The organism is Nonomuraea sp. ATR24, from assembly GCF_041950485.1.
GTDB lineage: Bacteria > Actinomycetota > Actinomycetes > Streptosporangiales > Streptosporangiaceae > Nonomuraea > Nonomuraea ceibae.
Genome location: NZ_JBGNUU010000002.1, coordinates 90975 through 116030 on the forward strand (window position 1 = coordinate 90975; position 25056 = coordinate 116030).

At 73.5% G+C, this 25056-nt stretch carries 28 protein-coding genes; 11 read left to right on the plus strand and 17 right to left on the minus strand.

Annotated elements, in window-relative coordinates:
- Nucleotides 1-6: 6 nt before the first annotated feature.
- From ACBI99_RS04285 to ACBI99_RS04295, 3 genes are all read right to left on the minus strand, one after another.
- Nucleotides 7-636: a Trp biosynthesis-associated membrane protein gene (locus tag ACBI99_RS04285; RefSeq protein WP_375071708.1), complete on the minus strand. Its 630-nt coding sequence runs from the start codon at nucleotides 634-636 to the stop codon at nucleotides 7-9.
- Between the two features lie 74 nt (nucleotides 637-710).
- Nucleotides 711-1067 (minus strand): phosphoribosyl-AMP cyclohydrolase, encoded by a 357-nt coding sequence (gene hisI / locus ACBI99_RS04290; protein ID WP_219502418.1) that lies wholly within the window; start codon nucleotides 1065-1067, stop codon nucleotides 711-713.
- A gap of 41 nt (nucleotides 1068-1108) precedes the next feature.
- On the minus strand, nucleotides 1109-1444 hold the full coding sequence (locus tag ACBI99_RS04295) for an STAS domain-containing protein (RefSeq protein WP_219502415.1): 336 nt from the start codon (nucleotides 1442-1444) through the stop codon (nucleotides 1109-1111).
- Between the two features lie 150 nt (nucleotides 1445-1594).
- Between ACBI99_RS04295 and ACBI99_RS04300 the strand changes: the two genes are divergently transcribed.
- Nucleotides 1595-2425: an MEDS domain-containing protein gene (locus ACBI99_RS04300; protein ID WP_219502412.1), complete on the plus strand. Its 831-nt coding sequence runs from the start codon at nucleotides 1595-1597 to the stop codon at nucleotides 2423-2425.
- On the plus strand, nucleotides 2418-2804 hold the full coding sequence (locus ACBI99_RS04305; RefSeq protein ID WP_219502409.1) for an ATP-binding protein: 387 nt from the start codon (nucleotides 2418-2420) through the stop codon (nucleotides 2802-2804). Before ACBI99_RS04300 ends, ACBI99_RS04305 begins: the two co-directional genes overlap by 8 nt.
- Before the next feature lie 9 nt (nucleotides 2805-2813).
- Here ACBI99_RS04305 and ACBI99_RS04310 read toward each other — a convergent pair whose 3' ends face one another.
- Together ACBI99_RS04310 and ACBI99_RS04315 are read right to left on the minus strand one after the other, a co-directional pair.
- A complete protein-coding gene (locus tag ACBI99_RS04310; protein WP_308125674.1) occupies nucleotides 2814-4616 on the minus strand; it encodes an ABC transporter ATP-binding protein in 1803 nt (600 codons plus the stop codon).
- The gene (locus ACBI99_RS04315; protein WP_357592678.1) at nucleotides 4613-6421 is read right to left on the minus strand and encodes an ABC transporter ATP-binding protein; all 1809 of its coding nucleotides are present in this window, start codon (nucleotides 6419-6421) and stop codon (nucleotides 4613-4615) included. Before ACBI99_RS04315 ends, ACBI99_RS04310 begins: the two co-directional genes overlap by 4 nt.
- A gap of 117 nt (nucleotides 6422-6538) precedes the next feature.
- Here ACBI99_RS04315 and ACBI99_RS04320 point away from each other — a divergent pair, with 117 nt between their 5' ends.
- Nucleotides 6539-7180 (plus strand): TIGR03085 family metal-binding protein, encoded by a 642-nt coding sequence (locus ACBI99_RS04320; protein ID WP_357592664.1) that lies wholly within the window; start codon nucleotides 6539-6541, stop codon nucleotides 7178-7180.
- 21 nt (nucleotides 7181-7201) lie between these two features.
- Here ACBI99_RS04320 and ACBI99_RS04325 read toward each other — a convergent pair whose 3' ends face one another.
- Entirely contained in the window at nucleotides 7202-7834 is a 633-nt protein-coding gene (locus tag ACBI99_RS04325) for a MerR family transcriptional regulator (protein ID WP_375071963.1), read from the minus strand.
- Between the two features lie 258 nt (nucleotides 7835-8092).
- On the opposite strand from ACBI99_RS04325, the gene ACBI99_RS04330 reads away from it, so the two are divergent.
- Together ACBI99_RS04330 and ACBI99_RS04335 are read left to right on the plus strand one after the other, a co-directional pair.
- The gene (locus ACBI99_RS04330; RefSeq protein ID WP_197094029.1) at nucleotides 8093-8254 is read left to right on the plus strand and encodes a hypothetical protein; all 162 of its coding nucleotides are present in this window, start codon (nucleotides 8093-8095) and stop codon (nucleotides 8252-8254) included.
- Nucleotides 8255-8316: 62 nt separating this feature from the next.
- Nucleotides 8317-9690 carry a glutamine synthetase family protein gene (locus ACBI99_RS04335; RefSeq protein WP_375071709.1) on the plus strand — a complete coding sequence of 458 codons (1374 nt, stop codon included), beginning with the start codon at nucleotides 8317-8319 and terminating at the stop codon, nucleotides 9688-9690.
- On the opposite strand, the gene hisF is transcribed toward ACBI99_RS04335, so the two are convergent.
- From hisF to hisD, 9 genes are read right to left on the minus strand one after another with little or no spacing between them, the layout of a single operon-like run.
- Nucleotides 9687-10448: an imidazole glycerol phosphate synthase subunit HisF gene (gene hisF, locus ACBI99_RS04340; RefSeq protein WP_219502399.1), complete on the minus strand. Its 762-nt coding sequence runs from the start codon at nucleotides 10446-10448 to the stop codon at nucleotides 9687-9689. The genes ACBI99_RS04335 and hisF overlap by 4 nt on opposite strands.
- Nucleotides 10445-10840, minus strand: coding sequence for a Rid family hydrolase (locus ACBI99_RS04345; RefSeq protein WP_246644356.1), 396 nt, complete (start codon nucleotides 10838-10840; stop codon nucleotides 10445-10447). The genes hisF and ACBI99_RS04345 overlap by 4 nt, the downstream gene beginning before the upstream one ends.
- 29 nt (nucleotides 10841-10869) lie before the next feature.
- The gene (gene priA / locus ACBI99_RS04350; RefSeq protein WP_219502393.1) at nucleotides 10870-11592 is read right to left on the minus strand and encodes a bifunctional 1-(5-phosphoribosyl)-5-((5-phosphoribosylamino)methylideneamino)imidazole-4-carboxamide isomerase/phosphoribosylanthranilate isomerase PriA; all 723 of its coding nucleotides are present in this window, start codon (nucleotides 11590-11592) and stop codon (nucleotides 10870-10872) included.
- Nucleotides 11592-11921 (minus strand): hypothetical protein, encoded by a 330-nt coding sequence (locus ACBI99_RS04355; RefSeq protein WP_219502390.1) that lies wholly within the window; start codon nucleotides 11919-11921, stop codon nucleotides 11592-11594. Before ACBI99_RS04355 ends, priA begins: the two co-directional genes overlap by 1 nt.
- Nucleotides 11914-12549: an imidazole glycerol phosphate synthase subunit HisH gene (gene hisH, locus ACBI99_RS04360; protein WP_219502387.1), complete on the minus strand. Its 636-nt coding sequence runs from the start codon at nucleotides 12547-12549 to the stop codon at nucleotides 11914-11916. Before hisH ends, ACBI99_RS04355 begins: the two co-directional genes overlap by 8 nt.
- Nucleotides 12543-12698: a hypothetical protein gene (locus ACBI99_RS04365; RefSeq protein ID WP_219502385.1), complete on the minus strand. Its 156-nt coding sequence runs from the start codon at nucleotides 12696-12698 to the stop codon at nucleotides 12543-12545. The genes hisH and ACBI99_RS04365 overlap by 7 nt, the downstream gene beginning before the upstream one ends.
- Nucleotides 12695-13288, minus strand: coding sequence for an imidazoleglycerol-phosphate dehydratase HisB (gene hisB, locus ACBI99_RS04370; RefSeq protein ID WP_219502383.1), 594 nt, complete (start codon nucleotides 13286-13288; stop codon nucleotides 12695-12697). The genes ACBI99_RS04365 and hisB overlap by 4 nt, the downstream gene beginning before the upstream one ends.
- Nucleotides 13285-14355 (minus strand): histidinol-phosphate transaminase, encoded by a 1071-nt coding sequence (locus ACBI99_RS04375; RefSeq protein WP_375071710.1) that lies wholly within the window; start codon nucleotides 14353-14355, stop codon nucleotides 13285-13287. The genes hisB and ACBI99_RS04375 overlap by 4 nt, the downstream gene beginning before the upstream one ends.
- Entirely contained in the window at nucleotides 14352-15659 is a 1308-nt protein-coding gene (gene hisD / locus ACBI99_RS04380) for a histidinol dehydrogenase (protein ID WP_375071712.1), read from the minus strand. The genes ACBI99_RS04375 and hisD overlap by 4 nt, the downstream gene beginning before the upstream one ends.
- A 370-nt stretch (nucleotides 15660-16029) precedes the next feature.
- Here hisD and ACBI99_RS04385 point away from each other — a divergent pair, with 370 nt between their 5' ends.
- Complete coding sequence (locus ACBI99_RS04385; RefSeq protein WP_219502377.1) at nucleotides 16030-16224, plus strand: hypothetical protein; 195 nt, start codon at nucleotides 16030-16032, stop codon at nucleotides 16222-16224.
- 58 nt (nucleotides 16225-16282) lie between these two features.
- Nucleotides 16283-17284 carry a non-homologous end-joining DNA ligase gene (ligD, locus tag ACBI99_RS04390; RefSeq protein ID WP_357592660.1) on the plus strand — a complete coding sequence of 334 codons (1002 nt, stop codon included), beginning with the start codon at nucleotides 16283-16285 and terminating at the stop codon, nucleotides 17282-17284.
- An 18-nt stretch (nucleotides 17285-17302) separates the two neighbouring features.
- On the opposite strand, the gene ACBI99_RS04395 is transcribed toward ligD, so the two are convergent.
- Nucleotides 17303-18460 carry an MFS transporter gene (locus ACBI99_RS04395; RefSeq protein WP_357592658.1) on the minus strand — a complete coding sequence of 386 codons (1158 nt, stop codon included), beginning with the start codon at nucleotides 18458-18460 and terminating at the stop codon, nucleotides 17303-17305.
- 58 nt (nucleotides 18461-18518) lie between these two features.
- Here ACBI99_RS04395 and ACBI99_RS04400 point away from each other — a divergent pair, with 58 nt between their 5' ends.
- The 4 genes from ACBI99_RS04400 to ACBI99_RS04415 all read left to right on the plus strand — a co-directional run bounded on the left by ACBI99_RS04400 (nucleotide 18519) and on the right by ACBI99_RS04415 (nucleotide 22666).
- Nucleotides 18519-19325: a helix-turn-helix transcriptional regulator gene (locus ACBI99_RS04400; protein ID WP_219502373.1), complete on the plus strand. Its 807-nt coding sequence runs from the start codon at nucleotides 18519-18521 to the stop codon at nucleotides 19323-19325.
- Nucleotides 19326-19345: 20 nt separating this feature from the next.
- Nucleotides 19346-19840 (plus strand): Cys-tRNA(Pro) deacylase, encoded by a 495-nt coding sequence (gene ybaK / locus ACBI99_RS04405; RefSeq protein ID WP_308125672.1) that lies wholly within the window; start codon nucleotides 19346-19348, stop codon nucleotides 19838-19840.
- A gap of 106 nt (nucleotides 19841-19946) precedes the next feature.
- The gene (locus ACBI99_RS04410) at nucleotides 19947-21212 is read left to right on the plus strand and encodes an MFS transporter (protein ID WP_357592656.1); all 1266 of its coding nucleotides are present in this window, start codon (nucleotides 19947-19949) and stop codon (nucleotides 21210-21212) included.
- On the plus strand, nucleotides 21209-22666 hold the full coding sequence (locus tag ACBI99_RS04415; RefSeq protein WP_375071713.1) for an amidohydrolase family protein: 1458 nt from the start codon (nucleotides 21209-21211) through the stop codon (nucleotides 22664-22666). The genes ACBI99_RS04410 and ACBI99_RS04415 overlap by 4 nt, the downstream gene beginning before the upstream one ends.
- Before the next feature lie 57 nt (nucleotides 22667-22723).
- Here ACBI99_RS04415 and ACBI99_RS04420 read toward each other — a convergent pair whose 3' ends face one another.
- Nucleotides 22724-25045: a transglycosylase domain-containing protein gene (locus tag ACBI99_RS04420; protein WP_375071714.1), complete on the minus strand. Its 2322-nt coding sequence runs from the start codon at nucleotides 25043-25045 to the stop codon at nucleotides 22724-22726.
- Nucleotides 25046-25056 lie beyond the last annotated feature (11 nt).

Consider the following 25056-nt stretch of genomic DNA (forward strand, 5'->3'; position numbering starts at 1 on the left):
GCAAACCTAGCGCGATTCGGTCGGATCGTCTCCACGGTCGAGCGCATCCCACAGAGCTCTGTCGCCGTCGGCAGCACGGGGCGCGCGGCCCGGGTCGCGCTCGTAGCGGGCGGACATCCCGGCCCACCGGCCGCCACGCACCACGACGGCCAGCCCGCCGGCGAGCACCAGCGCGGCGCCGAGCCCGCACAGCACCGGCCACACCACCACGTCGTCCCACGTCAGCCCGGCCGTCCCGGCGAGCACGTTGCGCTCCCGCAGCCAGTCCACCACCCCGTCGGCGCCCGTGGCCGCCCACGTCGCGGCGCCGGCGGCCAGCCCGCACAGCGCGAGCAGCGCGCCCATCAGGCGGCGGCCCGCCCCCTTCGTGGCCAGCACGGCCACCACGCCGGCCAGCCCGGCCAGCGCGAGCGGCGTCAACGCCGGCCCCAGGTCCCCGCCGGTCGGCGCCACGAGCTCCGCCGCCGCCCCGGCCTCCCGCACCCCTGCGGCCCACGGCCGGCTGGCGGCCAGCAGCACCAGCAGGCACCCGCCCGCCGCCACGGCCAGCCACACCCACCGCTCCCGGACGGCGCCACCCGTCACAGGGGACGCGGCCCGTACGGCGTCACCCGCCGCAGGGGACCCCGCCGGCACGCCCGGTCCCTCAGGGGACGGCGAGCTCGTGGGGGCGGAGGGGCGGTCCGGGGTGGGGTGGTCGGGGGTGGCCATCAGGTCGCCTGGGGCTCGGCGACGGGCAGGGGGGCGGCGTCGAAGCAGGTGCGGTCGCCCGTGTGGCAGGCGGCGCCGACCTGGTCGACCTGGAGCAGCACGGTGTCGCCGTCGCAGTCGAGGGCGGCGGACTTGACGTGCTGGACGTGGCCGGAGGTGTCGCCCTTGACCCAGTAGGCGGCGCGGCTGCGGGACCAGTAGGTGGCCCTGCCGGTGGTCAGGGTGCGGTGCAGCGCCTCGTCGTCCATCCAGGCGAGCATGAGCACCTCGCCGGTGTCGTACTGCTGGACGATCGCGGGCACCAGCCCGTCGCCGTTGCGCTTGAGCCGCGCGGCGATGGTGGGGTCAAGGGACATGCCCTCATTCAACCAGGCGTCCGCCGCGGTCCCGGCGGCGGTCAGGCGAGGGCCTGCGACAGCGTGTCGTAGATGGGGAACAGCGGCGCCAGGTTGGTGCGGCGCAGCCGGCGCAGCACCTGGCCGTCGGGGGCGACGAGCGCCATGGTGCCGTCGCGGTCGCGCAGGCTGGCGAGCTGGCGCACGAGGACGCCGAGCCCGGTGGTGTCGATGAAGGTGAGCTTGCTGAGGTCGACGACGAGGCGCGGCCCGTGGGTCCGGACGGCCTGGTCGAGGCATTCGCGCACCTCGGTCACGTTGTCGGCGTCGACCTCTCCGGCGAGGCTGACGACCACCATCTCGCCGTGCCGCCGACGGGTCATCTGCAGAATGTCCAACGCCATGCTCCTCACGCCCCGCCGTAAGGCGGCCCGCGATGAAGGTACACCTTACCGCGCGCCGTCACCGTGTGTTTTACACAGAACGCGGTACGTGATGACGCTCCGGAGAGTAGTTTCAGGGCGACCTACGGTAGGGGGTGCGCCATCGTGTCACCGGGCTCCGTTCTCGATCCCGAGCTGGGCGATCATGTGTGCCTGCCGTTGCGTGGTGAGGGCGAGCGGCGGGCGGCGGCCCGGCTGTTCACGCTCAACGGGCTGCGCCGCCGGGCGAAGGTGCTGCTGATCACGCATGCCGACTCGCCGGGGCTGACGCGGGAGTGGCTGGGGCCGCTGGTGCCGGGGTTCGCGGCGGCGGAGTCGTCGGGGCGGATCGAGATCCTGGACGGGGCGGGCACGCACTTCACCGACGGGCGGCTCGATCCGGGCAAGGCGCTGGGCGGGCTGGCGGCGGCGGTGGAGCTGGCGGGCAAGCAGGGCTGCCGGGGGCTCTACGCGCTGGTGGACGCGTCGTGGGGGGCCTGCGACCCGCCGGGGCAGGTGGCGCTGGAGTCGGCGGCCAACGCGCTGTTCGGGCGGCATCGGATGGCTCTGGTGTGCCAGTACGACCGGCGGGTGTTCACGCGGGAGGCGGTGGAGCGGGCGGCTTCGGCCCATCCGATCACGCCGGGGCAGGCGGCGCTGCGTTATGCGGCGCCGGGCGGGGCGGCGGCGCTGCGGCTGTGGGGCGACGTCGATCTGACGAACCGGCAGGCGTTCGCGTCGGTGCTGGAGCCGTTGCGGGAGGAGCCGGGTGAGGTGGTGATCGACGCGGCGGGGCTGGCGTTCGCCGACGCGGGCTCGGCGCGGCTTCTGGTGGCGATGGCGGTGCGCAGGCCGCCGGGGCGGACGGTGGTGGTGTGCGGGGCGCGGCTGGCCAGGCTGCTGCAGCTCATCAAGGGGGACGAGGTCGTCACTGTCCGCCGGGTCGGCGATGTGTAGACAGGTGCTGTGCGCCTCGTTCGCCCGGGGGCGCATCACAGCGCTGCGCCGCACGCTGGCCGAGCGGGTGGCGGGTGAGGGGCTGGGCGGGCGCCGCCTGGAGGACTTCGTGGTGGCGGTCAACGAGGTGATCACGAACGCGGTGCTGCACGGCGGGGGCGGCGGGACGGTGCGCGTGTGGTGGCAGCACGGGCGGCTGTGGTGCGAGGTGGCCGACGAGGGGCCGGGCATGGGCGGCTGGAGCAGCGCCCTGCCGCCGCCGTCGGGGTTCGAGGCGGGCGGCAGGGGGCTGTGGCTGGTGCGGCTGCTGTGCGAGCACGTGACGATCGTGTCGGGGCCGGTCGGCACGACAGTGACCTTCAGCGTCACGCGGGGGTGAGCCCGCGGGTCACGAGCGGGCGGCCGACACCCAGGAGGCGTGCAGGTCGGCGTAGACGCCGGGTTCGGTCACGAGCTCGGCGTGTGGGCCGCGCTGGACGAGCCGGCCGCCGTCGAACACGAACACCTCGTCGGCGTTCTCGGCCGTCGACAGGCGGTGCGCGATCGACACGGCGGTGCGCCCGCGCGTGACGCCTTCGAGGGCGCGGGCCAGCCGCACCTCGGTGGCGGGGTCGACGGCGGAGGTGGCCTCGTCGAGCAGCAGCAGGTCGGGGTCGGCCAGGTAGGCGCGGGCCAGCGCGACGAGCTGCCGCTCCCCCGCCGACAGCGACTCGCCGCGCTGCCCGACGGGCGTGTCGAGGCCGGCGGGCAGGCCGTCGAGCCAGTCGGCCAGGCCCAGCTCCGTCAGCGCGAGCAGGATCTCCTCACGGGTGGCGTCCGGCTTGCCGTACCGGATGTTGTCCTCCAGCGTGCCGTCGAACAGGAACCCGTCCTGCGGGACCATCACGATCCGCTCGCGCAGCGAGGAGAAGCGGATGTCGCGCAGGTCGTGGCCGTCGACGGTGACGCGCCCGCCGACGGGGTCCATGAGCCGGGTGAGGAGCTTGGCGAACGTGGTCTTGCCGGAGCCGGTCTCGCCGACGACGGCGACGCGCGAGCGCGGCGGGATCTCCACCGACAGCTCGCGCAGCACGGGCGGGCCGCCGGGGTAGGCGAAGTGGACGTCCTCGAAGGCGACGGAGATGGGGCCGCGCGGCAGCTCGACGCCGTTCTCGCCGGGGTCGGCGACGTCGGCGGGGGTGTCGATGACGCCGAGGATGCGCCGCCAGCCGGCGACGGCGTTCTGCGCCTCGTTGAGCACCTCGGTGGCGGTCTGCATGGGTGAGACGAACAGCGTGATGAGGAACAGGAACGCGATCAGCCGCCCCTGCGTGATGTCGCCGGACAGGCCGAGCCGGACGCCTAGGAGCACGATGCCGGCGATGGCCAGGGCGGCGACGATCTCGGTCAGCGGGAAGACGAACCCGACGATGGTCTGCGCCTTGACCTGGGCGGCGCGGTTGGCGTTCACGGCCTTGTCGATGCGCTCGGCGGTGCGCCGCTCGGTGGCGTACGCCCGGATGACGGCCGCGCCGACGACGGACTCGCTGACGGCGGCGAGCATGTCGCCGGTGCGCTCGCGGACGGTGGTGTACGCGCGCGACAGCCAGCGCTGGAAGCGCGGCAGCGCGATCATCAGCGGGACGAAGCACAGCCACACGAGCAGGGTGAGCTGCCAGGAGTAGACGAGCATGAGCACGCTGGCGACCAGGAGCTGGCCGAGCGCGACGATGATCATCAGCCCGCCCCACTGCATGAACGTGCTGATCTGGTCGATGTCGTTGGTGACGCGGGAGACGAGCGCGCCGCGCCGCTCCGTGTTCTGGGTGAGCACCGACAGGTCGTGGACGTGGCGGAAGCCGCGCACCCGCAGCGTCGCCAGCGACGCCTCGGTGGCCTTGTAGAGGCGGACGTTCATGATGTACGCGGCCAGCGCGGTCAGCAGCACGGCGGCGGCGCACAGGGCGACGGTCCGGTAGATGTAGGGCAGGTCGGGGACGCCGTCCTTGAGCCCGGTGTCGATCGTCTGCTGGACGGCGATCGGCACGATGATCTTGCCGATGGTGGCGACGACGGCGAGGGCGAGCGTGACCGCCAGCCCCTGGCGGAACTCGGGGGTGAGCGAGAGCCCCCGGCGGATGGTCGCCCAGGCGGAGCTGTCGGCGTTCGCGCCGATGCCCTGGCGCACGTTCTCGGCGGTCTCGGCGGTCACGCGCTGACCCCTTCCTCTTCGGCGTCGGTGCCGAGTTGAGTGCTGCCGTCGAGGTCGAGGGCGGCCCGTTCGGCCTCCTCGCGCTCGTAGGCCGTCACCAGGTTGCGGTAGCCCTCGCACCGCTTGATCAGTTCGTCGTGGGTCCCGCGGTCGGCGACGCGGCCGTGCTCCAGGAAGACGACCTCGTCGGCGAGGGCGATGGTGGCCATCCGGTAGGCGACGACCACGACGGTCGAGGCCTGTGCCCGGTCCCGGAGCCCGTACAGGATCTTGGCCTCGACCTGCGGGTCCACGCTGGAGGTGGCGTCGTCGAGGATGAGCAGGCGGGGGCGTCGGACGACGGCGCGGGCCAGCGCGAGGCGCTGGCGCTGGCCGCCGGACAGGGAGGCGCCGCGCTCGCCGACGCGGGTGTCGAGCCCGTCGCCGAGGCGGGTGACGAAGCCGTCGGCCTGGGCGACGCGCAGCGCGCCCCACACCTCGTCGTCGTCGAGGGGCAGGTCGAGCGCGACGTTGCCGCGTACGGAGTCGTCGAACAGGAACGTCTGCTGCGGCACCAGCGCGACCGACTCGGCGAGCTTGCCGTACGCGAGGTCGCGCAGGTCGACGCCGTCGAGCGCGACGCGGCCCGAGTCGGGGTCGACGAGGCGGACGAGCAGCTGGACGAGCGTGGACTTGCCGGAGCCTGTGGGGCCGACGAGCGCGACGGTGCGCCCGGCGGGCACGTCGAAGGTGACGTCGTGCAGCACCTCGGCGTCGCCGTAGGAGTAGGAGACACCGGAGACGGCCAGGGCGGCGGGCTCGTCGCGGTCGGCGGCGGCCTGGCCGTAGTCCATCGAGCCCTCGGCGTCGAGCACGGCCTGGACGCGGGTCCAGCCGACGACGCTGCGCGGCAGCTCGGCCAGCACCCAGCCGAGCGCCCGGATCGGGAACGACAGCAGCGTGAACAGGTAGGCGACCTGGACGAGCTGGCCGGCCTCGATGGAGCCGGTGGACAGCCGCAGCGCGCCGACGGCCAGGACGGCGAGCACGCCGAGCGTGGGCAGCGCCTCCAGCAGCGGGTCGAACAGGCCGCGCACCTTGCCGACGGCGATGTTGGCGTCGCGCAGCTCGTGGGCGCGGCGGCGGAAGCGGTCGGTCTCCAGGTCCTCGCGGCCGAGCGTCTTGACGACGAGGGCGCCGTCGAAGCTCTCGTGCGCGATCTCGCTGACCTCGGCGCGCAACTGCTGGGCCCGGGTGGCGAGCGGGCTGAGCCTGCGCTGGTAGACGAGGTTGAGCACGGCGATGGCCGGGAAGATGAGGAAGCCGACCAGGGCGAGCATGAGGTCGGTGAGCAGCATGCCGACGGCCGCGGTGAGCAGCATGACGACGACGCCGACGGCCATCGGCAGCGGCGCGAGCGGCGCCCAGGCGGCCTCGGCGTCGGCGCTGGCGTTGGACAGCAGCTGGCCGGTGGGGTGGCGGTGGTGCCAGGCGAGCGGCAGCCGCAGATACTGCTTGGTGACGTCGCGGCGGGAGCGGGCCTGCATCCGGTACTGGATGACACCGGCCAGGATGCGCCGCCCGGCCACGCCGATGGACTTGAGCAGGGCGGTGCCGAGGATGAGCAGCACGCCGGTCCACATCGCGCCCGCCGCGGTCTCGCCGGCGGTGAACGCGGGCATCACGACGTGCTCCGTGGCCCACCCGAGTGCCCATGCCGAGGCGACGGTCATGCCGCCGTAGAGCGCGCTCGCCACGACCGCGGCGGCGAACATCGCCTTCTCCGTACGAATGGCCACCCCAAGGACACGCAGCCCTTGACGCATGACGGCCGAGGTGACCTTGTTCGCCACTCCTGAAGCTTCCCTTCACTGCCCGCTATAACTACGTAAGTCAGTATCACGTCTGATCATCCCGTTATTCCCCTGGCGTAAGGTTGGCATGTGACTCATGCTCGTGACGAACGCGCGGCGCTCTGCGATCTGTTCGACCGGCTCGGCCCCGGCGCCCCGACGCTCTGCGCGGGATGGGACTCCTACGATCTGGCCGCCCACCTGGTGTTGCGCGAGCGCAGGCTCGACGCGCTGCCCGGCATCGCGATCCGGGCGCTGTCGGGCCGCACGGCCTCGGTGCAGCAGTCGCTGAAGGACCGCCACCCCTTCCCCGAGCTGGTCGCCCTCGTCCGGAAGCCCGGCGGCGTCTACGGGCTGGCGCCCTTCCTCGACTCGGCCGTCAACACGCTGGAGTACTTCGTCCACCACGAGGACGTGCGCCGCGCCCAGCCCTCCTGGGAGCCGCGCGAGCTGCCCGCGGACTTCGACGACCACATCTGGAAGCGGCTGTCGGCCATGGCCAAGCTGATGCTGCGCCGCGCCCCCGTGGGCGTGGTGCTGCACCGGCGCGGCTCCGGCGGGGCGCGCTCGGTGCTGCTCGGCGGCGCGGGCGAGGGCCCCAAGGTCGAGGTGACGGGCGACGCGGGCGAGCTGCTGCTGTTCTGCTTCGGCCGCCAGGCGCACGCCAGGGTCGACCTGACCGGCGACCCTGGCGCCGTCGAGCGGCTGCGCAGCGCCCGCCTGGGCGTCTAGCTCCCGTACGTCTAGCTACGTCTAGCTCTGGTACGTGTCCTCCGCCAGGCGGGCCTGGGCGAGCCTGCGCAGGGCGGCGATGAGCGTGTCGCCGAGCAGGGTGCCGAGCGCCACGACCTCGACCGCCCGCTCCCGGTCGGTCACGTCCCCCAGGATGCGCACGTCGGCCGAGGCCGCCGCCTCGGCAGCTCCGGCGTAGTCGTCCAGCCCCTCGAGCACGTCGTCGAGCCCCAGCTCCAGGAGGCTCGCCAGGACGCCGGTGAGCGTGGCCGCCGACGGATGATCCGCCAAGCCCTCCCAGCCCCTCCTGGCCAGCAGGGCGGCCACCTGGTCCCGCGCCCGCTCCGCCGCGGCGCCGGAGCCGGAGGCGGGGCCTGGCTCCTGGGGCGCGGCCACGGCGGGCTGCGCCTCGGCCAGCAGCTCGCCCGCGCTCACGCCGGGATCGTCCAGGTGGCGCACCAGCCCGGCGATCGCGGCGATGCTCAGCCCGCCGTAGTCGGCCAGCGCCCGGACCAGCTTCAGCCGCCGCACGTGCGCGGGCCCGTACTCGGCCTGGTTGCGGGCCAGCGGCCGGCCGGGCGGCAGCAGTCCCTCCCTCAGGTAGTACTTGATCGTCGGCACCGGCACTCCGGTGGCGGCGCTCAGACCGGCCATGCGCACGCTCGCGGCTCCCTTCTCGCGGATTGCGGAAAGTCTAGCCATTGGAGAGTGTCGCTATCCATCCAGGGTCTGTCGCTCCCGTCACATCACCGAACCACCGGCCCGTATGGCGCCCCCGCCACGCCCGCAGGCCGTACGATGACACAGGAAACAAGCCCCCCGGTTAGGATCATGAACATCTTCACAGAAGATGCCTAGTGACCGCCCAGATCCGGGTATATACGGCTGGGAATGGACTGCAGGAGGCCCCCCATGCAGGTCAAGAAGGTGATCACGTACGTGGCCGTCGCGTTCGTGATCTTCTACCTGTTCACCCGGCCGGCCGAAGCCGCCGCCGCGGTCAACGGTGTGTTCGATGGGATCGTCCAAGGAGCCAATCAACTGGCTGTCTTCTTCAGCAGTGTTTTGACCTGAAGCGCGGTCCTGTCTGCGTCAATTGGCTTCCCCGCGCTGCCAAGTCGTGTTACGCAGACAGGATGAGAGATCGCCCAGCCGTTGCCAAGCCCGTCCAGCCTGACCCCGCGGTCAGGCGGATCCTCGAGCGCACCGAGCTCGAGGGCGTCGAGCTGATCCGGTTCCTGTACGCCGACCACGGCGGCGTCATCCGGGGCATGGCCGCCTCGCGGTCGCGCCTCGCGGAACGGCTCAACACGGGCATCGGGCACACGGTGGCCATGATGGCGATGAACATGCTCGACCAGTTGCAGGAGGTCGAGCACCTGGGTCCGGTGGGCGAGGTCCGCATCGTCCCCGACCCCTCGACGTACGTCCCGCTCCCCCACGCGCCGGGGGCCGCGGCCATGCTGTCGGATCTGCGCCTTCCCGACGGCTCGCCCTGGGCGGCCTGCCCGCGCACCTTCCTCAAGGACGCGATCGCGCTGCTCGCCGGCGAGGGCTACACGCTGCTGGCCGCGTTCGAGCCGGAGTTCACGCTGGGGCGGCGGCTGCCCGACCCGTCCGGCGGGCCCGACCGGCTGGTGCCGCTCGACGACTCGCTGTGCTACGCCGGTCACGGCTTCGACACCGCCCACGACTACACGATCAAGCTGGTCCGCGCCCTGGAGACGCAGGGGCTGCGGGTCGAGCACTACCATCCGGAGCTCGGCCCCGGCCAGCAGGAGCTGACCGTGCGGCACGCGCCCGCGCTGCGGGCCGCCGACAACCACGTCCTCTACCGCGAGACCGTGCGCGGCGTGGCGCTGCGCATGTCCATGTGGGCGTCGCTGGCCCCCAAGCCGCTGGCCGACCAGGCGGGCAACGGCGCGCACCTGCACCTGTCCCTGTGGCGCGAATCCCGTAACCTCTTCGACGGTGACAGTGGCGGCGAGGGAGCTGTGCGTGACTGGTTCGTCGGCGGGCTGCTCGCCCACCTGCCCGCGCTGACCGCGCTCACCTGCGGCAGCGTCAACAGCTTCCGCCGCCTGGCGCCGCGCATGTGGGCCGGCGCCTACGCCGTGCACGGCCCCGACAACCGCGAGGCCGCCGTACGGATCTGCTCCCCGCTCGGCGAGAGCGGCGAGCCCAACCTGGAGCTGAAGCCCTCCGACTCCTCGGCCAACCCCTACCTGGCCCTCGGCGCGGTCATCCACGCCGGGCTCGACGGCGTCCGCCGCAGGCTCGACCCGGGCGAGGCCGTGGACGTCGACCCCGACACCCGGCCCGGCCGCTACCCGCGGCTGCCGTCGTCGCTGACCGAGGCCCTCGACGCGCTGGAGGCCGACCCGGTGCTCATGGAGGCGCTCGGGCCGCTGCGCGCCTCCGCCTACCTGGCCGTCAAACGGTCCGAGGCGGCGGCGTTCGCCGCCCGCGACGCCTCCTACGAGCTGTTCCAGCACATGCGGGTCTTCTAGCGGACCGGGTGGCCCGCCGTCCGCAGCGTCTCCTTCACCTCGCCGATCTTCAGCGTGCCGAAGTGGAAGACGCTGGCCGCCAGCACCGCGTCGGCGCCCGCGGCGACGGCCGGCGGGAAGTCCTCCAGCCGCCCCGCGCCACCGCTGGCGATCACCGGCACCCGCACGGCGGCCCGCACCGCGCGCAGCATCTCCAGGTCGTAGCCGTCGAGCGTGCCGTCGCCGTCCATGGAGTTGAGCAGGATCTCGCCCACGCCCAGCTCCTCGCCCCGGGCGGCCCACTCCACCGCGTCGATGCCGGTGCCGCGCCGGCCACCGTGGGTGGTCACCTCGAAGCCGCTCGCCGTGCCCGGCGCCCGCCGCGCGTCGACCGACAGCACCACGCACTGCGCGCCGAAGCGCCGCGACGCCTCGGTCAGCAGCTCCGGCCTGGCGATCGCGGCGGTGTTGAGCGACACCTTGTCGGCCCCGGCCCGCAGCAGCCGGTTGACGTCGTCGACCGAACGCACCCCGCCGCCGACGGTCAGCGGGATGAACACCTGCTCGGCGGTGCGGCGCACCACGTCGAGCATGGTCTCGCGCTCGCCCGACGAGGCGGTGATGTCGAGGAAGGTGAGCTCGTCGGCGCCCTCCTCGTCATAGCGCCTGGCCAGCTCGACCGGGTCGCCCGCGTCACGCAGGTTGGCGAAGTTGACGCCCTTGACGACCCTGCCGGCGTCGACGTCCAGGCAGGGGATCACCCTCACGGCTACGGTCATGCTCGGTGTGCCTCTATCTCGATCTCGACAAGCATCCGCGGGTCCACCAGCCCGGCCACCCGCACCCCGGTGCAGGCGGGCCGCACGTCGCCGAACGACTCCGCGATGGCCTGGCCGGCCAGGTCGAAGTGACGGTGCTCGACCACGTAGTAGCGGACCATGACGACGTCCTGGCGGGACAGCCCGCCCATCTCCACGGCCTCCAGCGCGATCTGGATCGCGGTGCGGCTCTGCCGGTAGGCGTCGCCGACGTGACGGACCTCGCCGTCGACGGTGGAGGTGCAGCCCGAGACGATGACCCGGTTGCCCACGACCACCGCGCGCGCGTAACCGTACTTCTCCTCCCAGACGCCTCCGGAGAACACCCGCATGCCGGTGCTTTCCATGCTCATGGTGCCCATCACGCCCCCTCCCGGCGTCACTACTCGCCCACCGCGGCCAGCGCGCTTTCCAGCGTGAACGCCCGGGCGTACAGGGCCCTGCCCACGATGGCACCTTCCACGCCGACGGGAACGAGAGAAGACAGTGCCACCAGATCGTCGAGAGACGAGACTCCGCCGCTGGCCACGACGGGTTTGTCGGTGCGCGAGCACACCTCCCGCAGCAGGTCGAGGTTGGGGCCGCGCAGGGTGCCGTCCTTGGTGACGTCGGTGACCACGTAGCGCTGGCAGCCGTCGGCCTCCAGCCGCTCCAGCACCTCCCACAGGTCGCCGGCGTCCTCGGTCCAGCCCCGGGCGGCGAGCGTGGTGCCGCGCACGTCCAGGCCGACCGCGATCTTGTCGCCGTGCTCGGCGATGATCCGGCGGCACCACTCGGGGTTCTCCAGCGCGGCCGTGCCGATGTTGACGCGGCGGCAGCCGGTCGCCAGCGCCGCGGCGAGCGAGGCGTCGTCGCGGATGCCGCCGGACAGCTCCACGTTCACGTCCAGCCGGCCGATCAGGTCGGTGATCAGCTCACGGTTGGAGCCCCGGCCGAACGCGGCGTCGAGGTCGACCAGATGGATCCACTCGGCGCCCGCCTCCTGCCAGGCCAGCGCGGCGGCCAGCGGCTCGCCGTAGCCGGTCTCGGTGCCGGCCTCACCCTGGACGAGGCGTACGGCCTGGCCGTCGGCCACGTCCACGGCGGGGAGCAAAACGAGCGACATCAGGTCCTCCGGTCGAAAGCGAGGGTCACGAGCACGGGAAAGAGCAGCAGTGAGAAGACGAGGACGCCGAAGCTCAGCAACGGCGAGCCCCACAGCAGCCAGGCGAGCGCCTGGACGAGCAGGAAAGCGAGCGCGACGACCGCGTTCTGCGCGCGGTGGCGGCGGGCGAGCAGGCCGCCCTGGCGGGCCACCCGCACCGGGCGTGGGACGAGCCGGGTCAGGCGGGCGCGGCGGCGCGCCCGGCGGGCCTGGCGCTCCTCGTTGATCCGCATGGCCCGGGCCCGTTCGGCCTCACGCTCGGCGCGGCGGCGCGCCCGCTCCTTACTCAAGGGTGCCGAGCCAGTTGGCCAGCAGCGCGGCCCCGGCGTCGCCGGACTTCTCCGGGTGGAACTGGGTGGCCATGAGCGGGCCGTTCTCGACGGCGGCGACGAACGGCACGCCGTGCTCGGCCCAGGTCACCACCGGCTCGGCGAACCCGTCGCCGGGTCGCAGCTCCCACTCGCGCACGCCGTAGGAGTGCACGAAGTAGAAGCGGGTGGCGGCGTCGAGGCCGGCGAACAGCACGCTGCCCTGGGGGGCCTTGACGGTGTTCCAGCCCATGTGGGGCAGCACCGGCGCCTCCAGGCGCTCGACCGCGCCGGGCCACTCGCCGCAGCCCTCGGTCTCCACGCCGTGCTCGACGCCGCGGGCGAACAGGATCTGCATGCCGACGCAGATGCCGAGCACGGGCCGGCCGCCGGCCAGCCGCCTGCCGATGATCTGCTCGCCGCGCACGCCCTTGAGCCCGGCCATGCAGGCGGCGAACGCGCCGACGCCGGGCACGACGAGGCCGTCGGCCTCCAGCGCGGCGTCGAAGTCGGCGGTGACCGTGACGTCGGCGCCGACCCTGGCCAGCGCGCGCTCAGCCGAGCGCAGGTTGCCCGACCCGTAGTCGAGCACGACGACGCGGCTCACCACCACATCACCCCCGCGGTGATCGCCATGGCGGCGCCGACGCCGCAGATCGCGGCGCCGATCTTGAGCCCCTGCTTGTACAGCGAGACCACGCCGCCGACCAGGAACATGCCGAGGAACACCATGACGACGGCGATCACGTTGCCGGTCACAGCACGCCCTTGGTGCTGGGCACGCCGGTGGCGCGCGGGTCGCGCTCGGAGGCGGCCCGCAGTGCCCTGGCCAGCGCCTTGAACTGGGCCTCGACGATGTGGTGCGCGTTGCGCCCGTAGGGGACGCGCACGTGCAGGCAGATCGCCGCCTGGGCGACGAACGACTCCAGGATGTGGCGGGTCATCGTCGTGTCGTAGTCGGGCCCGATCATCGGCGCCATGCCCTCGGGCTCGGAGTGCACCAGGTAGGGGCGGCCGGACAGGTCGACGGTGACCTCGGCGAGCGACTCGTCGAGCGGGCACGACGCATTGCCGAACCGCCTGATGCCCGACTTGTCGCCCAGCGCCTCGCGGAACGCCGCCCCCAGGGCCAGCGCGGTGTCCTCGATCGTGTGGTGGGAGTCGATGTGCAGGTCGCCCTCGGTCTTGACCGTCAGGTCGAACAGCCCGTGCTTGCCCAGCTGGGCCAGCATGTGGTCGTAGAAGCCGACCCCGGTCGACACGTCCACCGTGCCGGTGCCGTCGAGACCCACCTCGACCAGGACCGACGTCTCCTTCGTCGTACGCTCGACGCGGCCTACGCGACTCACAGGACTCCCTCCAGGGCGGCGCGGAAGGCCGCCATCTCCTCGCCGGTGCCGATCGACACCCGAAGCCATTGTGGCGGGCCCACCTCACGGATGAGCACGCCCCGGGCCAGCAGCCCCTCCCACACCGCGCGCCGGTCGGGGAAGCGCCCGAACAGCACGAAGTTGGCGTCGGAGTCGGCGACCGCCAGCCCCTTGGACCGCAGCCACGCCACCGTGTCGTCACGCTCGCGGCGCAGCGCGTCGACGGTGCCGAGCAGCTCGGCCCGGTGCCGCAGCGCCACCCGCGCCGCCGTCTGCGTGAGCGCCGACAGATGGTACGGCAGCCGCACCAGCAGCAGCGCCTCCACCACGGCCGGGTGGGCGGCCAGGTAGCCCAGCCGGGTGCCCGCCATGGCGAACGCCTTGGACATCGTCCGGGTGACGATCAGCCGGGGGTGACGCGGCAGCAGGGTGAGCGCCGACGGCGTGCCCTCGCGGGCGAACTCGGCGTAGGCCTCGTCGACCACCACCATGCCGGGGGCGGCCTCCAGGATCGCCTCGATCGCCGCCAGCGGCTGCGCGGTGCCGGTCGGGTTGTTGGGCGAGGCCAGGAAGACGACGTCGGGCCGGTGCTCGCCGATCGCCGCGACGGCCTTGCCGGGGTCGAGCGAGAAGTCGTCCTCGCGCGCCGCCCTGATCCACTCGGTGTTGGTGCCGGTCGTGATGATCGGGTGCATCGAGTAGGACGGCTCGAAGCCGAGCGCGGTGCGGCCGTGGCCGCCGAACGCCTGGAGGATCTGCTGGATGATCTCGTTGGAGCCGTTGGCCGCCCACACCTGCTCGGTGGTCAGGCCGTGGCCCAGGTAGGCGGCCAGCCCGGCGCGCAGCTCGACGGCGTCGCGGTCGGGGTAGCGGTTGAGGCCGCCCGCCACCCGCCCGACCTCCTCGGCCAGGTCGGCGACCAGCTCGGGAGAGGGCGGGTAGGGGTTCTCGTTGGTGTTGAGCCGGACCGGGACGTCGATCTGCGGCGCGCCGTAGGGCGACTTGCCGCGCAGGTCGTCGCGGATGGGCAGGTCGGAGAGGTTCACGACGGCACCTGCCCGTCGAAGCGGGCGCGCACGGCGGCGCCGTGCGCGGGCAGGTCCTCGGCGTCGGCCAGCACCGACACGTGCGCGGCCGCGCCGGCCAGCGCCTCGCGGGTGTAGTCGACGACGTGGATGCCGCGCAGGAACGACTGCACCGACAGGCCGCTGGAGTGGCAGGCGCAGCCGCCGGTGGGCAGCACGTGGTTGGACCCGGCGAGGTAGTCGCCGAGCGAGACCGGCGACCAGGGGCCGACGAAGATCGCGCCGGCGTTGCGCACCCGGGCGGCCACCGCGGCGGCGTCGGCGGTGTGGATCTCCAGGTGCTCGGCGGCGTAGGCGTCGACGACCTTGAGCCCGTCGTCGAGGCTGTCGACGAGCACGATGCCCGACTGGCGGCCGGCCAGCGCCTCGGTGATGCGCTCGGAGTGGCGGGTGGCCGCCACCTGGCCGGGCAGCTCCTTCTCGACCGCGTCGGCGAGCTCGGGGCTGGTGGTGACCAGGACGGCGGCGGCGATCACGTCGTGCTCGGCCTGGCTGATCAGGTCGGCCGCCACGTGGACGGGGTCGGCCGTCTCGTCGGCCAGGATCGCGATCTCGGTGGGGCCGGCCTCGGAGTCGATGCCGATGCGGCCCTTGAGCAGCCGCTTGGCCGCGGCGACCCAGATGTTGCCGGGCCCGGTGACCATGGTGGCGGGCTCGCACTCCTCGGTGCCGTAGGCGAACATGGCCACGGCCTGGGCGCCGCCCGCCGAGTAGACCTCGTCGACGCCGAGCAGCGCGCACGCGGCCAGGATCGTCGGGTGCGGCAGGCCGCCGTGCTCCTTCTGGGCGGGGCTGGTGACGGCCAGCGAGGCCACCCCGGCCTCCTGCGCGGGCACGACGTTCATGACCACGCTCGACGGGTAGACGGCGCGTCCGCCGGGGACGTAGAGGCCGACCCGGTCGACGGGCACCCACCGCTCGGTGACGGTGCCGCCGGGCACGACCTCGGTGGTGACGTCGCTGCGCCGCTGGTCGCGGTGGACGAGCCTGGCCCGCCTGATCGACTCCTCCAGCGCCGCCCGGACCGCGGGGTCCAGCTCGTCCAGCGCGCGGGCGATGGCCTCGGCGGGGACGCGGGTGGTGGCGATCTCGACTCCGTCGAACCTGGCGGTCAGCTCCCGTACGGCTGCCGCCCCGCGATGGCGCACGTCCTCGCAGATGGGCCGCACCTTCTCCAGGGCGGCCTCGACGTCGAGCTCGGCGCGGGGCAGCACGTCGCGCAGGTTCGCCGGCAGGGAACCGCGCATGTCGATACGGGAAATCACCCTGACAGTCTACGGAGTCCGATCCCCGGATCCGGATCTGTCCACACTACGGACAGTCGCGTGGCGCGACGGGGACGGGACAGTGGCGGCACGGGGGTGGCGCAGGGGTGACGCGGGTGGCCCGGTCGTGAGGTCGCGACGGGGGCACGCGACCTCACGACCGTTTCCGCCCTGGCCCGGGCCGAGCGCCAGTGCGGGGCGCCGTGGGCGGTGGATCCACGGCTGGGGTGAAGCTTGGGCCGGGTGCTGCCCGGCGGGGTCGCGGGCAAACACGTCCACGGTTTGGCCAGGGTTTTTCCCTGGCCCGGGACACTTGAAACGTACTTTGACATTACTTGTCCTTTATGTTCCCTCCCGTACGCTTGCCCGCATGGGAATCTGGCGTGGGCCCGACGGCGTCGTCGTCGAGGCCATCGTGCTCGGCGACCGGCCGGTGCTCCGGGTCTCTCACCAGGTCGGCGGGCGCGCCTACCTCCAGGGCTACTGCTCGTCCGTCGACGAGCTCGGCCGGCACGGCGTCGACCTGGCCCAGCTCGTCGAGGAGAAGCCCGACCCCGTGGCTTGACCATCTGTAAACCCCCGGCGATCACTGGCGGCGCGCGCGCCGGGGTATGCCTGGGTGCATGGCGCCGCTGCCCACCTACGCGCCGATGCTCGCCCAGCTCGGTTCCCTGCCCACCACCGACGAGGACGACTGGGCCGTCGAGATGAAGTGGGACGGCGTCCGCGCCCTCGCCTACGTCGACGGCGGCGCCGTCCGCCTCATGTCGCGCAACGCCAAGGACATCACCGCCGCCTACCCCGAGCTCCAGCTCATGGCCGGGGCCACCGGCGGCCGGCCCGCCGTGGTCGACGGCGAGATCGTCGCCTTCGACGAGGCGGGCAGGCCCAGCTTCGGCGCCCTGCAGCCGCGCATGCACCAGCGCAACCCGCTGAGCGTCGCCGAGCTCGCCCGCACCGTCCCCGTCACGTTCCTGGCCTTCGACATCCTGCACCTCGGCGACGACCCCGCCATCGCCCTCCCCTACACCGCCCGGCGCGACCTGCTGGAGAGCACGCTCACGCCCGGCTTCCGCTGGCAGGTCCCGGTCTGGTTCCATGACCACGCCGAGGACGCCTTCGCCTCCTCCCGCCGCCTCGGCCTCGAAGGCGTCGTGTGCAAACGGCTCACCTCCCCCTACCGGCCCGGCCGGCGCACCGCCGAGTGGACCAAGGTCAAGAACGTCAGCGCCGTCGAGGTCGTCGTCGGCGGCTGGAAGCCGGGCGCCGGGCGCCGGGCCGGGACGATCGGGTCGCTGCTGCTCGGCTCCTACGACGACGGCGGCAGGCTGCTGTTCGTCGGGCACGTCGGCACCGGCTTCACCCAGGCCATGCTCCGCGACCTGCACCGCAGGCTCGCCCCGCTGGAACGGCCCGACCCGCCCTTCGACGAGCCCGTCCCGCGCGAGCACGCCCGCGACGCGCACTGGGTCAGCCCCGTCCTGGTCGGCGAGGTGCAGTACGCCGAGATGACCGGCGACAACCGGCTGCGCCACCCGTCCTGGCGCGGTCTGCGCCCCGACCGCGAGCCCCGTGAGGTCCGCGCGCCCGGCGGCGAGAGCCCGGGCGCGTCCGCGACAGGCTGACCGGTCAGCGCTGACCGGTCAGCGCTGATCGGCGGCAGGGGCGCCGGCAGGGGCGTCGGCCCGGACCGGCTCGGCCAGCGTGAGCGACAGCAGCCACGCCAGCACCGGGAACGCGATCAGGCAGCCCAGCGCCAGCCGCAGCGACGTCGCCTCCGCCACCGCCCCCACCAGCGGGCTCGCCAGCCCGCCGACGCTCACCGCCAGCCCCAGCGTCACCCCGCTCGCCGTGCCCACGCGGCGCGGCAGGAAGTCCTGGCCCAGCGTCACGTGCAGGGAGAAGGGCGCGTACAGGGTGATCGACGCCGCCGCCACGAACACGTACGCGGCCGGTCCGGGCGCCAGCACCACGCCCGCCACCGCCGGGACGCTCAGCGCGTACGCGAGCCGCATCGCCCGCACCCGCCCCATCCGCGCCGCCAGCCTGCCGCCCAGCACCGTGCCCACCGCGCCGCCCGCGAACAGCACGAACAGCGCCACCGCGCCCGCCGCCCCGCCCCCCAGGTACAGGGCCACGAACGCGCTCAGCCCCACGTACACCACCGACCGGAACACGATCACCAGCGTCAGCCGGGCGAACGACGGCCAGTCGTCACACCCCCGCGCCGGCCCGGCCGCGCGCCCCCGCTCCCCCGGCCCCGCCAGCGAGCGCATCACCACCAGCGTCAGCACCGCCCCGGCCACGCCCGGCACCACCAGGAACGGCGACGCCGCCAGCCCGCCCGCCGCCAGCAGCGGCGTCACCAGGATCGGCGCCGAGGCGAACCCCAGCGTGCCGCCCAGCGAGAACCAGCTCATCCGCACGTCGCTGCCCTCGCTGGCGATCCGCGCCAGCCGCGCCGACTCCGGATGGTAGGCCGCCACCCCCAGCCCCGACAGCGCCACCGCCAGCCACGTCAGCGGGTACGACTCCGACACCCCGCTCAACGCCACGCCGAGCCCTGCCGTCGTCATGCTGACCGGGATCAGCCACGGCATCCGCCACCGGTCCGTCAGCGCCCCGAACACCGGCTGCACGATCGACGACAGCAGCGTCGCCGCCAGCACCACCCCCGACGCGGCCACGTACCCGTAACCCCGCTCGGCCACCAGGAACGGCACCATCGCCGGAACCGCGCCCTGATACACGTCCACGCCCGCATGCCCGGCGGCCAGCACCGCGACCCTGTTCACCCGCACGCCCCCGATCGTGCCGCCGGGCGGTCGTGGCCCGCTTCCGATAAAATGCCAATCAGTCATGAAAATCCGCCATCTGTCGCGTGCGCCCACCGGCATCCGCCCGCTCGCGGCCGGCGCGGGCATCGACGCCCACCGGCACGACACCCACCAGATCGTGTACGCGCGCCACGGCGTCCTGTCCGTCACCACCGACGCCGGCACCTGGGTCGCCCCGGCCAACCGGGCGATCTGGATCCCGGCCGGGACCGTCCACGAGCACCGCGCTCACGGCAGCACGGACCTGCGGCTGATCGGGCTCACCGGCAACCCGCCCGGCCTGACGCGCCCCGCCGTGCTCGCGGTCGGGCCGCTGCTGCGCGAGCTGATCATCGCCTACACCGACCTGCCGGACGACGACGCCGCCGCGACCGGGGACACCGCGGACGAAGGCCCCGCGGACAAAGGCTTCACGGCAGGAGGCTTCACGGCAGGAGGGGAGCGGGCGAGATTGCTGGCCGTGCTGGTCGATCAGCTCCGGCGGGCGCCCGAGCAGCCGTTCCACCTGCCGACCCCGCGTGACGCGCGGCTGGCGGCCGTGTGCGCGGCGCTGCACGCCGACCCGGCCGACAACCGGACGCTGGCCAGGCTCGCCGCCCACGCAGGCACCAGCGACCGGACGCTGGCCCGGCTGTTCCGGGCCGAGCTGGGCATGACGTTCCCGCAGTGGCGCACCCAGCTCCGGCTGCACCACGCGCTGCTGCTGCTCGCCGACGGGGTGAGCGTCACAACCGTGGCGCACCGGTGCGGCTGGGCGTCGGCCAGCGCGTTCATCGACGCGTTCCGGCGGGCGCTCGGGTACACCCCGGGCCGCGCCTTTACAATGTAGATTCGCTACACTGGGTCTCCGTGAGCAAGAAGAGCAAGGGCGGCGGCACGCCGGCCACCGTGGCGCTCGACAAGGCCAAGGCGGAGTTCACCCTCCACCCCTACGAGCACGACGCCTCGGCGCAGGCCTACGGCGAGGAGGCGGCCGACGCGCTCGGCGTCCCCCACGAGCGGATCTTCAAGACGCTGGTCGCCGAGGTCGAGAGCGGCCTGGCCGTGGCCGTGGTGCCCGTGGCCGGCAAGCTCGACCTCAAGGCGCTGGCCGCCGCCACCGGCAGCAAGCGGGCCGCGATGGCCGACGCCGCCAAGGTCGAGCGCGTCACCGGCTACGTCGTCGGCGGCATCAGCCCGCTCGGGCAGCGCAAGCTCCTGCCCACCGTGGTCGACTCCTCGGCGCTGGAGTTCGACACGATCTACTTCTCGGCGGGCAAGCGCGGGCTGCAGATCGAGACCGCCCCCGCCAACCTGATCGCGCTGACCCGGGCGGTGACCGCGCCCATCGGAAAGACGGGCTGACCTCGTCGCAGCGCACAACACCTGGGCCGACTTTCGTCCGGACGCACCAAGCGGTCGCGGCGTTTCCGTATGAACAATGCAGAAACGCCGCAACACCGGAGACCGTATGGGACTGGCCGAAAACACCCCGGCAACCACCTGGACGCCCGCCAAGATCCGCAAGACCGCCACGCTGACCATCGCGCTGCTCGCCGGCGTGTGGGTGATCGACTACGTCGACCGCGTCATGATGGCGGTCGCGCTGCCGTTCATCGGCGCGGAGTTCGCGCTCACCAAGACCGAGCAGGGCTGGCTGATCACCGTCTTCTCGCTGGTCTACCTGCTGTGCCAGATCCCCGGCGGCATGCTCGCCGACCGGTTCGGGGCGCGCCGACTGCTCGTCGCCTCCCTGCTGCTGTGGTCGGCGTTCACCGCGCTGACCGGGCTCGCGTGGGGGCTGGCCGCGCTGCTGGTGATCCGGGCGCTGTTCGGCGTCGGCCAGGGACTGTTCCCCGGCGCGTCGTTCAAGGCCATCGCCGAACGCACCACGCCCGAGCGGCGGGCCACCGCCGCCGGCGCGATGCTCGCCTCCAACGTGCTCGGCGGCGGGCTCGCCCCGCTGATCGCCGCGCCGCTGCTGCTGGTGTTCGGCTGGCGTGACACGTTCCTCGTGGCGGCCGTGGCCGGCGTCGCGATCGGCGTGCTGCTGTGGTCGCTGCTCCCCCGCGCGCTGCCCGCCCACCTCACCGGCGCCGCCCAGGACACCGGCCCCGCCGCCCGGCCCGTCATCCCGCTCGCGGCCGTGCTGCGCTCGGCCGCCGTGTGGAAGTTCGCCGCGCTGTTCTGCGCCACGAACATGCTCGGCTACGGCATGATCACCTGGGTGCCCAGCTACCTCATGGAGGCCCGCGGCATCTCCCTGCTCAACACCGGCTTCCTCGCCGCGCTCCCCCAGCTCGTCATGACCGCGACGACGCTGCTCGGCGGCTGGCTGTTCGACCGCTACTTCCACGACCGGGCCAGGCTGTACGTGATCCCGCTGCTGCTGTGCACCGCCGTGCTGCTGCTCGTCATGATCAACGCCGAGACCGCCGCCGGGTTCACGCTCTTCCAGACGCTGGCGATGGCCGTGGCCGGGCTGTCCACCATGGGCATCCTCGGCATGCCGGTCCGCGCCCTGCCGCCCGAGGTGATCGGCTCCGGCATGGGCGTCGTCAACGTCGGCGGGCAGCTCGCCGGCGTGATCGCGCCGGTGCTCATGGGCTGGCTCGTCGACCAGTACTCCTACAGCGCCGCGTTCGGGCTGCTCATCGGCACCACCGTGCTCGGCGCGCTGATCGCGCTCATCGTGCCGCAGCGCGCCGACCGCTTCACCCTCGGGAGGGCCTCGTGACCACGTACGACCTGGTGATCTCCCGGGGGCGGGTGATCGACCCCGAGACCGGGCTCGACGGGATCCGCGACGTCGGCGTCAGCGGCGGCACGATCCGGGAGGTGTCGGCCGAACCGCTGCACGGCGTCACCCGCGTCGACGCCACCGGGCTGACCGTCTGCCCCGGCTTCGTCGACCTGCACAGCCACAGCGCCGACCTCGCCGGGCACCGGCTCCAGGCGCTCGACGGCGTCACCACCGTGCTGGAGCTGGAGGCCGGCAGCCTGCCCGTGTCGGCCGCCTACCGCGCCGCCGCCGAGGAGGGACGGCCGCTCAACTACGGCTTCGCCACCTCGTGGGCGGCCGCCCGGATGGCCGTGCTCGCCGGCGTCGAGCCCACCGGCAGGCTGGAGACGCTGTTCGCCAACATCGCCGTCGACGCCTGGCAGCGGCCCGCGACCCCTGAGCAGGTCGCGCGGATCGTCGGCCTCCTTGAGGCCGACCTCGCCGACGGCGCCCTCGGCATCGGCGTCCTCGTCGGCTACGCGCCCCGCACCGGGCCGGACGAGTATCTGGCCGTCGCCGCGCTCGCCGCCCGCGCCGGACGGCCCACGTACACCCATGCCCGCGAGCTCGTCGAGATGGACGCCGGCACGCCCGTCGACGGCGCCGAGGAGATCGTCCGCGCCGCCGTCGAGACCGGCGCGCACATGCACTACTGCCACGTCAACAGCACCTCCATCCGGCACGTCGACCGCGTCCTCGCCCTGGTCGAACGCGTGCGCGCCGAAGGGGCGCGGGTCACCACCGAGGCGTACCCGTACGGCGCCGGCATGACCGGCGTCGGCGCCGCCTTCCTCGCGCCCGAGCTGCTGCACCGGCGCGGGCTCACCCCGCACTCCATCGGGCTGCTGTCCACCGGGCGGCGCATGGCCGACGCCGCCGAGCTCCGCCGCGTCCGGCAGGAGGAGCCCGGGTCGGCGGCGTTCGTGCACCTGCTGGACGAGGACTCGCCCGCCGAGTTCGCCTACATCCGGCGGGCGCTCGACTTCGAGGACGCGGCGGTCGCCACCGACGCCGTGCCGCTGCTGTGGCGCGAGGGCGGCGACCCGGCCCGGCGGCTGGAATGGCCGCTGCCGCCGGACGCCGTCACCCACCCGCGCACCGCCGGCACGTACGGGCGCACCCTGCGGCTCGTGCGCGAGCAGGGGATGCTCGGGCTCGCCGAGGCCGTGCGGCGGTGCACGCTCGTGCCCGCCCAGGTCGCCGGGCTGGCGCGCAAGGGGCGGGTCCAGCCGGGGGCCGACGCCGACCTCACGGTCTTCGACCTGGACACGGTCACCGACCGGGCCACCTACGCGGCCACGGCGCTCCCCTCCACGGGGTTCCGGCACGTGCTGGTGGGCGGCGTCCCGGTCGTCCAGGACGGCGCCCTCCTCCCGGACGCCCGGCCCGGCCGCCCCGTCCGCGCCTGACCTCCACCGGGTGACGGCCCGCCACCGGGCGCGGCCCCGACCCCCTGAGCGGGCAGGTCAGTGGCGGTCGCGGCGGTGCCGGGGGGCGGCGTCGCGGCGGTGGCCGTCACCGTGGCGGCGGCGGGCCTCCGGCGGGCGGCCCTCACGGAGCGGGCCCTCGTACGGGCGCGACTCGTGGGGGCGCGACTCGTGGGGGCGGGCGCCGTGGCCGAAGAGCCAGCGGAGAAGCTTGCGGTGGCGCTTGGCGTACGCGCGGTGCCGGCCACGGCGGCCGTTCTCCTCGCCTGCTTCCTCCTCGCCCTCCTCCAGGCCCGGCGTGTTGCCGCCGCCGAAGCGGCTCATGTCGGGCCCCGGGAACCCCTTGGCCTCGGTGTGGCGCAGGGCGGCGCGCATGGAGTCCACCCAGATGGGCCCCGGCAGCGAGGCGCCCTGGACGGAGCCGTAGTACTGGTCGCCGATGCGCACGTCGGTGAGCGGGTGCTTGTAGGAGCCGCGGATGTCGCCGACGCTCACCGCCGCCGCCAGATGGGGCGTGTAGCCGGCGAACCAGGCGGAGGTGTAGCCGTTGTTGGTGCCGGTCTTGCCGGCGGCGGGCCGGTCCAGGTCCTGGCCCTTCATCGTGCCCTTGTCGAACACGCCGGTGAGCACCCAGTTGACGGCGTCGGCCACCTGCCGGTCGATCACCTGCTCGCAGGCGGGCGAGACGTGGGTGCGCCGCCCGTCGCGGTCGACGATCTCGGTGATGGCGAGCGGCTCGCAGTAGCGCCCCCGGGCGGCGAAGGCGGCGAACGACGCGGCCACGGTGAGCGGGTCCATCTCGTTGACGCCGAGCGTGAAGGTCGGCACCTCGCGCAGCGGCGTCCCGTCGGCGCGGGTCACGCCGAGCGCCTTGGCGGTCTTGACCACGTTGCAGAGCCCGACCTTGCGCTCCAGCATCATGTAGAAGATGTTGACGGACTTCCAGGTGCCGGTGGAGATGCTGTGCGGGCCGCCCTTGCCCTCGCCGCTGGCGTTGTGGATCTCGGTGCCGGGGTCGTTGACGGGCCGTCCCGAGCAGTCGCGGTAGCCCTGTGCCGGGGTCATCACGCCGGGGGTGTCGAAGCCGTCGTCGAAGCGCCAGCCCTGCTGGAGCGCCGTGGCGAGGGTGAACACCTTGAACGTGGAGCCCGCCTGGAGTCCCTGGCCGCCGCCGTGCCGCACGTCGGCGACGAGGTTGAACGTGGTCCTCGGCCCGTTCTTCTTGTTGCCGGGGTTGCGGCCGAACCGCTTGCTGGCGGCCATCGCCTTGATCCAGCCGGTGCCGGGCTCGATCATGGCCTCGGCGGCCACCTCGGTGTCCTCGGCGGAGACCCGCTGGCGGATGGCCTGGTCGGCGGCCCGTTGCGCGCGCGGGTCGAGGCTGGTCCTGACGACGAGGCCGCCTCGGGCGAGCCGCGCCCGGCGCACGTCCGCCGTGGCGCCGAACACCTCGTTCGTCATCAGCTCGCGGTGCACGTACAGGCAGTAGTAGGGGTGGTCGCTCTGCGCGCAGCCGCCGGGCTCGGGGCGCAGGCGGATGTTCAGCGGGCTGGCCTTGGCCTCGGCCGCCTGCGCCTGGGTGATGAGCTTGAGCCCGGCCATCCGGTCGAGGACGAGGTCGCGGCGCATCTTCAGGCGGGCGCGGTGCTCCTGGCCGATGGACGGGTCGGTGGAGTACGGGGCGCGGACGGCGCCGGCGAGGGTGGCCGCCTGGGTGAGCGTCAGCTCGGCGGCCGTGGTGGAGAAGAACCGCCTGGCCGCGGCCTCGACGCCGTGGGCGCCCGCGCCGAAGTAGGCGATGTTGAGGTACTTCTCCAGGATCTCGTCCTTGCGGTACTTGCGTTCCAGGGCGAGCGCCAGCCGCAGCTCGGTGATCTTGCGGGCGAGGTTGGGGGCGCGGGCCCTGTCGCGTTCCGCCTCGGTGCGGGCGCTCTCGACGAGGATGTTCTTGACGAGCTGCTGGGTGAGCGAGGAGCCGCCCTGCTTGATGCCGCCCGCCTGGGTGTTGGTGATCAGCGCCCGGAGCGTGCCGATGACGTCGAGGCCGCCGTGCTCGTAGAAGCGGGCGTCCTCGATGGCGACGATGGCGCGGCGCATCACCGCCGACACCTTGTCCAGCGGGACGACGGTGCGGTTGGCCTCGTAGAACTGGGCGAACGTCCGGCCGGTGCGGTCGACCAGCCGGGTGACCTGCGACAGCGGCTCCTCCCGGGGTGCGGGCGGCAGGTCGTTGAAGGTGTCGGCGACGCTCTTGGCGCCGATCCCGGCTCCGCTCACGACGGGCGCGGCCAGTGCCGCGACCAGCACCCCGCTGAGCGCCCCCGCCGCCCCGAGCCTGGTGATGGATTTGAGCACAGTCACGCAGATGATCT

Excerpts from the sequence above, each read along its gene's own strand:
- hisI (WP_219502418.1), bottom strand. The coding sequence starts at position 1,067 with ATGTCCCTTGACCCCACCATCGCCGCGCGGCTCAAGCGCAACGGCGAC.
- ACBI99_RS04305 (WP_219502409.1), top strand. The coding sequence starts at position 2,418 with ATGTGTAGACAGGTGCTGTGCGCCTCGTTCGCCCGGGGGCGCATCACA.
- ACBI99_RS04315 (WP_357592678.1), bottom strand. The coding sequence starts at position 6,421 with ATGCGTCAAGGGCTGCGTGTCCTTGGGGTGGCCATTCGTACGGAGAAG.
- ACBI99_RS04325 (WP_375071963.1), bottom strand. The coding sequence starts at position 7,834 with ATGGCCGGTCTGAGCGCCGCCACCGGAGTGCCGGTGCCGACGATCAAG.
- ACBI99_RS04330 (WP_197094029.1), top strand. The coding sequence starts at position 8,093 with ATGCAGGTCAAGAAGGTGATCACGTACGTGGCCGTCGCGTTCGTGATC.
- ACBI99_RS04335 (WP_375071709.1), top strand. The coding sequence starts at position 8,317 with ATGAGAGATCGCCCAGCCGTTGCCAAGCCCGTCCAGCCTGACCCCGCG.
- hisF (WP_219502399.1), bottom strand. The coding sequence starts at position 10,448 with ATGACCGTAGCCGTGAGGGTGATCCCCTGCCTGGACGTCGACGCCGGC.
- ACBI99_RS04345 (WP_246644356.1), bottom strand. The coding sequence starts at position 10,840 with ATGAGCATGGAAAGCACCGGCATGCGGGTGTTCTCCGGAGGCGTCTGG.
- priA (WP_219502393.1), bottom strand. The coding sequence starts at position 11,592 with ATGTCGCTCGTTTTGCTCCCCGCCGTGGACGTGGCCGACGGCCAGGCC.
- ACBI99_RS04385 (WP_219502377.1), top strand. The coding sequence starts at position 16,030 with ATGGGAATCTGGCGTGGGCCCGACGGCGTCGTCGTCGAGGCCATCGTG.
- ligD (WP_357592660.1), top strand. The coding sequence starts at position 16,283 with ATGGCGCCGCTGCCCACCTACGCGCCGATGCTCGCCCAGCTCGGTTCC.
- ACBI99_RS04400 (WP_219502373.1), top strand. The coding sequence starts at position 18,519 with ATGAAAATCCGCCATCTGTCGCGTGCGCCCACCGGCATCCGCCCGCTC.
- ACBI99_RS04410 (WP_357592656.1), top strand. The coding sequence starts at position 19,947 with ATGGGACTGGCCGAAAACACCCCGGCAACCACCTGGACGCCCGCCAAG.